We start from the raw sequence: 8,231 nt of genomic DNA, 5'->3' as shown, positions 1-8,231 counted from the left end.
GACAACGCCGGCCCTGATCCGCTTGTCTCTGCGCTCCTCGGCCCAGCCAGGACGGGGCAATCGGGATCGGGAACCGAATACCGAAATACCAAGAAGACAAATACTAACAAGGACTCGCCATTGCGAGTGCTTGTGGGTGTCTGTCTTGGTATTTTTTCTCCCCACCCGTTGTGTATGCGCCGAGGTGCGCAGGGTCTGGGGGATAAGGGATCGCGTTGTTTGAGCGAAGTGAAACGTAGCGAGTTTAGCGAGACCCCGGCTGAACCGAGCACCGCAGGTTGCCCGTAGCGAAGCGAAGGGACGCAGACACCAGGGTCGCCTTTTCTTTTGCTTACTTTTCTTTTGGCGAAGCAAAAGAAAAGTGAGTTGCCGCCGGGCAACCCCCGGCCAGCAGCTCTCAGCAAAGGGAGCAGGCGCGCAAGCCGGAGCAAGACCCGGCAAGCCCCCCGCTGCATGGCCAATCAGCCTTAATTGGCCGCCGTAAACCGGCGCCGTATGTGCCGCGGCGTCTCCACCTCATCCACAATCGCCACGGCCAGGTCGGCCACAGAGATTCCGGCCGGCTTGTCGCCCTGGCCAGGCAGCAACTCATCACCCCCCAGCCGGTATTTGCCGCTGCGTTCGCCGGGCGCCAACCCAATGGGAGGCGAGACAAAACTCCAGTCCAGCGAGGTTTCGAGCTTGAGCTGGTTGAGCGCCTCGCGCGCGGCCAGCGCGCCCTGTTTGTATTCGGCGGGGAACTGCGGCGTGTCCACCAGTTGCAGGCCGGGCGCCACATACAGGCTGCCCGCGCCGCCCACCACCAGCAGGCGCTTCACGCCGGCCTGCTTGACGCCGGTCACGATGGCCTGGCTGGCCTGCAGGTGCAGGTCGTAAATCTTCGGCTCGCCCCAGCCGGGGTTGTAGGCGCTGATGACAGCGTCATGGCCGGCCACGGCCCTGGCGACCTGGCCGGCGTCCAGCGCGTCCGCGGCGACGACCTTGAGGCCGGTTTGCGGCGCGACTTTGCCGGGGTTGCGGGCCAGCACCGTGACCTTGTGGCCGCGGCCCAGCAGTTCGGAAAGAATCGGTGCGCCTACAAAACCGGTGGCGCCTATGAGTGCGATGTTCATGATGGAAATTGCCCTGTGGTTGAAAGAAGCTGTTAGTTTGGTTGCTTCACAAGCAGCTGAATAGACGGCAAAATTCAACAACACTGTGAAGTACAACTAATCAATGAGTGACAAATCCCTGGACCAGCTCAAGCGCATGGCCGTCTTTGCCGAGGTGGTGGCGGCGGGCTCACTCACTGCGGCGGCGCGCCGCCTGGGCATGACGCCCTCGGCCGTGAGCCAGCATTTGCGCCAGCTCGAGCAGGCGCTGGGCCTGGCGCTGCTGCATCGCTCGACGCGGCGCATCACCTTGACCGAGGCCGGCGAGCGCTACCACGCCGGTTGCGCGGCCATGGTGGGCGCCGCGCGCGAGGCCGAGCAGGCCCTGGTGCGCCTGCGCGACGAACCCGAGGGCGAACTGCGCCTGACAGCGCCTGTCGGCTTTGGCAGCCTGCTGGCAGCAGCGCTGGCGCCGCTGCGCGGGCATCCCAAACTCACACTGTGCCTGCTGCTGGACGACACGCTGATCGACCTGGTTGAAGAGCGCATAGACATCGCTTTGCGCGTCGGCTCGTTGGCGGACTCATCCCTGGTGGCACGCAAGCTCGGCGTCATGAAGCGCCAGCTTTGCGCTTCCCCGGCCTACCTGGCTGAACGCGGCTGGCCCGCGCATCCAAGAGACCTGCTGCAGCACGACTGGCTGGCGAGCAAGCCGCAAACCGCCGGCGTCGACATGCTGGAACTCACGGGGCCGGAGGGGGAGCGGCAAACCCTGCGGCTGGAGCCGCGCGTGCAGGCATCGCAGGTATCGGCGCTGCATGCGCTATACCTCGCGGGCTGGGGCATAGGCATGGCGGTGAGCGAGGACGATCGCACGGCGCTGGCCGAGGGCCGTTTGCTGCCGATACTTCCGGGCTGGCGCATGACGGATGTGCCGGTGTATGCCGTCACGCCGCGCCGCGGCGAGCAACCGGCCAAGGTGCGCTACACGCTGGAGCTGCTGGCAGCCTGGTTTGGCGAGGCGCAGGCCGCCAACCTCAAGCCTGCTGCGAGCGCGGCCTGAGCACCAGCCCGCCCAGCATCACACAGGCCAGCGCGGCCACCACGAAAGCCACACCGGCCCATTGCCAGGCCGTGACGACCTCGCCCAGCACCAGCATGCCGGTGGCCAGACCGACGACGGGCACACCCAGGCTGAAAGGCGCAACGCGGTTCGCGGGGTGGCGCTTGAGCAGGTTGGTCCACAGGCCGTAGCCCAGGATGGTGGCGGCCCAGCCCAGGTAAGCCACGGCGGCCCAGCTCGACGCGCGTGCCTCCAGCCAATGCCAGCGTAGGGGCTCGGGGTCAAAAGCCCAGGACAGCGCGGCAAAGGGCAGCACCGCGACCAGGCTGCTCCACACCACAAAAGCCAGCGGCGAATAGTCCTTGTAAGTCTGCTGCACGCGGCGCGCCACGATGTTGGACATGGCCCACATGGCCGCCGCGCAAAGCGTGAGCACAAAACCCAGCGGCGTGGTGGCGCTGCTGCCGTCCGTGCCCACGTAGTTGAGCGCGAAGCAGGCCAGGCCCAGGGCCGCGAGCGCCAGGCCGGCCTGCAGCGGGCGGCTGGCGCGCTCATGCAACAGCACAAAACCAAACAGCGCCGTCCAGAACACCTGGGTCTGCTGCAGCACCGAGGCCAGCGCCGCCGTCATGCCGACCTTGAGTGCGAGAAACAAGATGCCGAATTGCCCCACACCCTGGAAGAGGCCATAGAACACAATCCACTTCCACGCGATCTTGGGCGGGCGTATCAGCAGCACCAAGGGCAGCGCGGCAAACACATACCGCGCCGTGCCGAGCTGAAACGGCGTGAAGTCGCGCAGCGCGAATTTCATGACCACAAAATTGACGCCCCACAGCACGACCACGGTCAGGGCGGCCGCCAGGTCGCGGCTCGTCAGGGAGTTACTTTGCATCAGTGGAACGAGACAGGCGCGGCTCAGGACAGCTGCATGCTGCGCGCGGCGTCCAGGTGCGCCTTGACGCGCTGGGCCAGCGCGACGTCGCCGGGGGTCTCGGGCCGCCATTCCTGGGCGGGCAGGGCCTTGCCGTCCAGGTCCACCGCGACAAATACCACCAGGCATTCGGTGATCACCGCCATCTGGCCGACTTTCATGTCGCCGGCGCGCACTTCCACCGAGATGTTCAGGCTGGTCTTGCCGGTGTAGGCCAGCCGGGCTTCGACTTCGACCAGGTCGCCGATCATGATGGGGCGCTGAAAACGTATGCTGCCCACCGAGACGGTCACGCAGTAGCGCTTGGCCCAGCTGGTGGCGCAGGCATAACCGGCCTCGTCAATCCATTTCATGACGGTGCCGCCATGGACTTTGCCGCCGAAGTTGACGGTGCTGGGTTCGGCCAGGAAACGAAGCGTGATGGAGGACATGGGAAGCTGCCGGTGGGTTGCGGGATGTTCAGGCGTGCTGCCAGGCGATGCCGGCCACACGCATCATATTGTCGCCCATCACGCCCTCGATTTCGGCCGCGCCCAGGCCCACCTGGCGCAGCGCCTCCGGCAACAGCCGCCAGGTTTCGACCGGCGTGTAAGTCATGCGCTGCACGCTGCGGTCATAACCGGCAGCCTTGGGCCACCAGTAGTCCGGGTCGTAGTCGCCGGGCGGGTTGTCGTTGAGCTCGTCCTGGCGGAAGCTGATGTCCAGGCCTATGCCCACATGCTGCGCGCCCACCAGGCCGGCCACATAGGCCACATGCCGCGCCATGTCGCCTGCGTCGGGCGTGGGGGTGCCGAGAAAGGCCGACACGCCCGAGATACAAACCACGCCGCCGGTGGCCGCGCAGGCGCGTATCTGCTCGTCAGTGATATTGCGGCCGTGCTCCACCAGCGCCAGCGGGTTGGCGTGGCTGAAGATCACCGGCTTTGACGAAGCCGCCATGATGTCCAGGCTGCAGCGCCGGCCGGTGTGCGAACAGTCCATGAGCAGGCCGGCCTTGTTGACGGCCCGCACCATGCGCAGGCCCAGCGGTGTGAGGCCGCGCGCCTCGTCATGGCAGCCGTCGGCCACGCTGTTGTTGCGGTTGTAGGCAAAGTGGATTTGCCGCACGCCGAGCTCGCGGTACAGCGCCACCATCTCGGTGTGCTCCTGCAAGGGCATCGCGCCTTCGAGGTCAAAGCCGATGGCGAGTACGCCCGCCGCGGCGGCTTCGCGGATCTCCTCCACGCTGGAGACCAGTCGGTAGCGATCCGGGTTCGCCGCGATCCTGGTGCGGAAGGCGGCGATCACCGCCATGATTTGCGACACCGGGTTCATGTCCATGCCAACGTTGATGGACACATAGTTGACGCCGGCGGCGCGCAAGGCGTCCATGGGCGAAAAGTCGGCCGCCGGGTGCAGCGGCAGGCAGGCATGGGCTTCCCAGTTGATCATGTCGGAGGCCTCCGTGGGTGAAAAGAAATTAAAACACGCGCACGCCCGATGCGCCAGTCAAGAATAGCCACCACTATGCCGTGGTGGCCACCCCGGCCGCGGCGCGGCGCTTGAAACCGGTGGAAGCTTCCATCAGGCTCAGTGTGTAGGCATTGGTGACCTTGTGCGCCGCCAGGTCGGCCGAAGGCAGCATCTCCACCGTCTGGCCGCGCTGCATCACCATGAGCCGCTCACACAGATGGGTGACGACGGCCAGGTCATGGCTCACCATGATGAAAGTCAGGCCGCGCCGGCGCCGCAGCTCCTCGAGCAGGTTGAGCACCTCGGCCTGCACCGAGGCGTCCAGCGCCGAAGTGGGCTCGTCCAACAGCAGGATTTGCGGCTCCAGGATCAAGGCCCGCGCGATCGCGATGCGCTGGCGTTGCCCACCCGAAAGCTGGTGCGGATAGCGAAAACGAAAGCCCGTGCCCAAACCGACTTCCTCGAGCGCGCGCTCTATGCGCGCCTCCGCATCGAGGATGCCGTGGATGGCCAGCGGCTCGGCCAGGATGCGGTCCACCGTGTGGCGCGGGTGCAGCGAACCATAAGGGTCCTGGAACACCATCTGCACCTGGCGCCTGAAGGCCTTGCTGCCGGGCGCGCTGTCCTGGCCCAGCAACCGCACCGTGCCGGCCGTGCGCGGCGCCAGCCCGCAGATGGCGCGCAGCACCGTGGACTTGCCCGAACCCGATTCACCGACGATGCCGAAGCTCTCGCCGGGGTTCACGGTAAAGGTGGTGCCGACCACCGCGACAAAACCGTCGTATTCGACGCGCAGGCCGCTGGCCTCCAAGCCCAGCGCTTTGGCTCTGCTCGCCGCGCTCACAGCGCCCACTCCGGTTTCCGGTCCAGCGTGGCCAGCGGATGGGTGGACGCGCCCAGCCTGGGCAGGCAGGCCATCAGGCCGCGCGTGTAGGGATGTTTGGCCTGGGCCAGGCCGCCGGCAGCGAGTTCTTCCACCACACGGCCGGCATACATCACGAGAATGCGGTCGCAGAAGGTGGACACCAGCCGCAGGTCGTGCGAGACCAATATCAGGCCCATGCCGCGCTCGGCCACCAGGGTGTCGAGTATGGACAGCACCTGCAGCTGCACCGTGACGTCCAGCGCCGAGGTGGGCTCGTCGGCGATCAGCAGGTCGGGGTCGGCGATCAGCATCATGGCGATCATCGCGCGCTGGCCCATGCCGCCCGAGACCTCATGCGGGTAGAGCCTGAAGACGCGCGCCGGGTCGTCAATGCGCACCGACTCCAGCGCGGCGAGCGCGCGTTTTTTGGCTTCCGCGGGCGACACGCGGGTGTGGGCCTGCAACGTCTCCACGATCTGCGCGCCAATCGTCATGACCGGGTTCAGCGAAAACTTCGGGTCCTGCAACACCATGGCGATGCGGCCGCCGCGCAGCGCGCGGCGTTGCGCCGGCGCGCAGTTAAGCAGGTCCGTGCCGGAAAACTCCAGGCGCCTGGCGCTGATGCGGCCCTCCGGTGCGGTCAGCCCCATGATGGCGCGGCCGGTCTGCGACTTGCCCGACCCTGATTCCCCGACGATGCCCAGGCGCTCGCGGCCCAGGCTGAAAGACACGCCGCGCACCGCTTCGGTCATGCCGCCGCCGCGGCGCGGAAAGCTGACGCACAGATCGTCAACCACCAGCAGAGGAACGTTGGCGTCCGTCATTTGGCCGCCTTGGGGTCCAGCGCGTCGCGCAAGCCGTCGCCCAGCAGGTTGAAAGCCAGGCTCACGATAAAAATCGCGGCGCCGGGCGCGGCCGCCACCCACCACTGGTCCAGCACATACAGGCGGCCGTTGGCGATCATCGCGCCCCACTCCGGCATGGGCGGCTGCGCGCCCAGGCCCAGAAAGCCCAGGCCGGCGGCCGTCAGGATGATGCCGGCCATGTCCAGCGTGACGCGCACGATCACCGAGGACAGGCACAGCGGCATGATGTGGCCCAGCACGATGCGCCAGGGCGAGGCGCCCAGCAGCTGCACGGCGGCGATGTAGTCGGTCTGGCGAATCGTCAGCGTCTCGGCGCGCGCCATGCGCGCATAAGGCGGCCAGGAGGTGATGGCAATCGCGATCACCGCGTTCTGTATGCCGGGGCCCAGCGCCGCAACAAAGGCCAGTGCCAGGATGAGGCGCGGAAACGCGAGAAATATGTCGGTGATGCGCATCAGCACCGCATCGACCCAGCCGCCGGCATAACCGGCCACGGTGCCGACGATCAGGCCCAGCGGCGCGGCCAGCACCGCCACCAGGATCACCACCATCAGCGTGATGCGCGAGCCGATGATGATGCGCGAAAAGATGTCGCGCCCCTGGTCGTCGGTGCCGAACCAGTGCGTCCACGAGGGCGGCAGCAGGCGTGTGGTCCGCAGGTCGCCGGTATAGGCCGAATAAGGCGCCAGCAGCTCGGCAAAGATCGCCACCCCCACCAGGCCCAGCACGATAAAGAGGCCCAGCATGGCCAGCCGGTTGCGCGAAAAATCGCGGCAGCCGTGGTAGACCCGGCCCATAAAGGCCTGGCGGCGCGAGGTGGGCCTGTCGGTGTCCAGCCAGCTGCGCAAGGATGCGGCTTTGGAAGTCATCGAATGCGGGTCCTTGGATCGAGCAGCTTGTAGAGCACGTCGGAGAGCAGGTTCAGCCCCACAAAAATCGAGCCCACGATGATGGTGCCGCCCAGCACCGCATTCATGTCGGCGTTCTGCAGCGAGTTGGTGATGTACAGGCCCAGGCCCGGCCAGGCGAACACGGTCTCGGTCAGCACCGAGCCTTCGAGCAGGCCGGCATAGGACAGCGCGATCACCGTCACCAGCGGCACCATGGCATTGCGCAGCGCGTGGCGCCAGATGATGCGCGACTCCGACAAACCCTTGGCGCGCGCGGCGATCACGTATTCCTGCGCGAGTTCGTTGAGCATGAAGGAACGCGTCATGCGGCTGATGTAGGCCAGCGCGAAATAACCGAGCAGCGAGGCCGGCAGTATCAGGTGCGAAAACACATTGCGAAAAGCCTCCCACTCGCCGGCCATGGCGGTGTCCAGCAGCAACAGGCCGGTGACGGGCGTGAGCGTGTATTCATAGCTGACGTCGATGCGGCCCGGCCCCGAGACCCAGCCCAGGCGCGCATAAAACACCACCAGTGCCATCAGCCCCAGCCAGAAGATGGGCACCGAATAACCGACCAGGCCTATCACGCGCACCACCTGGTCCACCAGCTTGCCGCGCCGCACCGCCGCCCACACGCCCAGCGGCACGCCCAGGCCCGCGCCTATCAAGATGCCCAGGCTGGCCAGCTCCAGCGTTGCCGGAAAAGCGCGCTTGATGTCCGTCATCACCGGGTTGGCGGTCAGCACCGAGGTGCCGAAGTCGCCCTTGAGCACCTTGCCCAGGTAGATGTAGAACTGCTGGTAGAGCGGCCTGTCCAGCCCCAGCTCTTCACGCACGCGCGCGATCACATGGGCCGGCGCCCGGTCGCCCACGATGGCCAGCACCGGGTCTATCGGGATCACCCGGCCTATGAAAAAGGTCACCGCGAGCAGGCCCAGGTAGGTGAGCAGTATCACCACCAGGAAGTTGCCAAAGCTCCTGGCGTGGGGTGCAAGGCGTTGGCCGGCCGTGCGCGTGCTCACCGCGCTGAGCGGCGCCACGCCGGCGGCCGTGGGATCGGGGATGGCCAA

The 8,231-nt window shown here is 66.6% G+C and carries 9 protein-coding genes; 1 reads left to right on the top strand and 8 read right to left on the bottom strand.

Features of this window, described 5'->3' with window-relative positions; translation table 11 throughout:
- Window positions 1-467: 467 nt before the first annotated feature.
- On the bottom strand, window positions 468-1,112 hold the full coding sequence (locus tag AC1D09_RS18540; RefSeq protein WP_477662920.1) for an NAD(P)-dependent oxidoreductase: 645 nt from the start codon (window positions 1,110-1,112) through the stop codon (window positions 468-470).
- Between the two features lie 103 nt (window positions 1,113-1,215).
- Between AC1D09_RS18540 and AC1D09_RS18535 the strand changes: the two genes are divergently transcribed.
- The gene (locus AC1D09_RS18535) at window positions 1,216-2,154 is read left to right on the top strand and encodes a LysR family transcriptional regulator (RefSeq protein WP_477662921.1); all 939 of its coding nucleotides are present in this window, start codon (window positions 1,216-1,218) and stop codon (window positions 2,152-2,154) included.
- Here AC1D09_RS18535 and AC1D09_RS18530 read toward each other — a convergent pair.
- The 7 genes from AC1D09_RS18530 to AC1D09_RS18500 form a co-directional block, all read right to left on the bottom strand.
- Window positions 2,129-3,049 carry an EamA family transporter gene (locus tag AC1D09_RS18530; RefSeq protein ID WP_477662922.1) on the bottom strand — a complete coding sequence of 307 codons (921 nt, stop codon included), beginning with the start codon at window positions 3,047-3,049 and terminating at the stop codon, window positions 2,129-2,131. The two genes, AC1D09_RS18535 and AC1D09_RS18530, sit on opposite strands and share 26 nt — an antisense overlap.
- Before the next feature lie 23 nt (window positions 3,050-3,072).
- Window positions 3,073-3,519: an acyl-CoA thioesterase gene (locus AC1D09_RS18525; RefSeq protein WP_477662923.1), complete on the bottom strand. Its 447-nt coding sequence runs from the start codon at window positions 3,517-3,519 to the stop codon at window positions 3,073-3,075.
- Window positions 3,520-3,547: 28 nt separating this feature from the next.
- Window positions 3,548-4,519: a dipeptidase gene (locus AC1D09_RS18520; RefSeq protein ID WP_477662924.1), complete on the bottom strand. Its 972-nt coding sequence runs from the start codon at window positions 4,517-4,519 to the stop codon at window positions 3,548-3,550.
- 73 nt (window positions 4,520-4,592) lie between these two features.
- Entirely contained in the window at window positions 4,593-5,351 is a 759-nt protein-coding gene (locus tag AC1D09_RS18515; RefSeq protein ID WP_477662941.1) for an ABC transporter ATP-binding protein, read from the bottom strand.
- A 29-nt stretch (window positions 5,352-5,380) separates the two neighbouring features.
- A complete protein-coding gene (locus tag AC1D09_RS18510; protein WP_477662925.1) occupies window positions 5,381-6,229 on the bottom strand; it encodes an ABC transporter ATP-binding protein in 849 nt (282 codons plus the stop codon).
- The gene (gene nikC / locus AC1D09_RS18505) at window positions 6,226-7,140 is read right to left on the bottom strand and encodes a nickel transporter permease (protein WP_477662926.1); all 915 of its coding nucleotides are present in this window, start codon (window positions 7,138-7,140) and stop codon (window positions 6,226-6,228) included. Before nikC ends, AC1D09_RS18510 begins: the two co-directional genes overlap by 4 nt.
- Window positions 7,137-8,231: an ABC transporter permease gene (locus AC1D09_RS18500; protein WP_477662927.1), complete on the bottom strand. Its 1,095-nt coding sequence runs from the start codon at window positions 8,229-8,231 to the stop codon at window positions 7,137-7,139. Before AC1D09_RS18500 ends, nikC begins: the two co-directional genes overlap by 4 nt.

Source organism: Polaromonas sp. P1_A2 (assembly GCF_056406895.1).
Note: the sequence above shows the minus strand (reverse complement) of the source record. Positions and strands in the feature narration are given on the sequence as shown.

What these genes read in the sequence shown, in the direction of transcription:
- AC1D09_RS18540 (WP_477662920.1), bottom strand. Translation starts at nt 1,112, where the DNA reads ATGAACATCGCACTCATAGGCGCCACCGGTTTTGTAGGCGCACCGATT.
- AC1D09_RS18535 (WP_477662921.1), top strand. Translation starts at nt 1,216, where the DNA reads ATGAGTGACAAATCCCTGGACCAGCTCAAGCGCATGGCCGTCTTTGCC.
- AC1D09_RS18530 (WP_477662922.1), bottom strand. Translation starts at nt 3,049, where the DNA reads ATGCAAAGTAACTCCCTGACGAGCCGCGACCTGGCGGCCGCCCTGACC.
- AC1D09_RS18525 (WP_477662923.1), bottom strand. Translation starts at nt 3,519, where the DNA reads ATGTCCTCCATCACGCTTCGTTTCCTGGCCGAACCCAGCACCGTCAAC.
- AC1D09_RS18520 (WP_477662924.1), bottom strand. Translation starts at nt 4,519, where the DNA reads ATGATCAACTGGGAAGCCCATGCCTGCCTGCCGCTGCACCCGGCGGCC.
- AC1D09_RS18510 (WP_477662925.1), bottom strand. Translation starts at nt 6,229, where the DNA reads ATGACGGACGCCAACGTTCCTCTGCTGGTGGTTGACGATCTGTGCGTC.
- nikC (WP_477662926.1), bottom strand. Translation starts at nt 7,140, where the DNA reads ATGACTTCCAAAGCCGCATCCTTGCGCAGCTGGCTGGACACCGACAGG.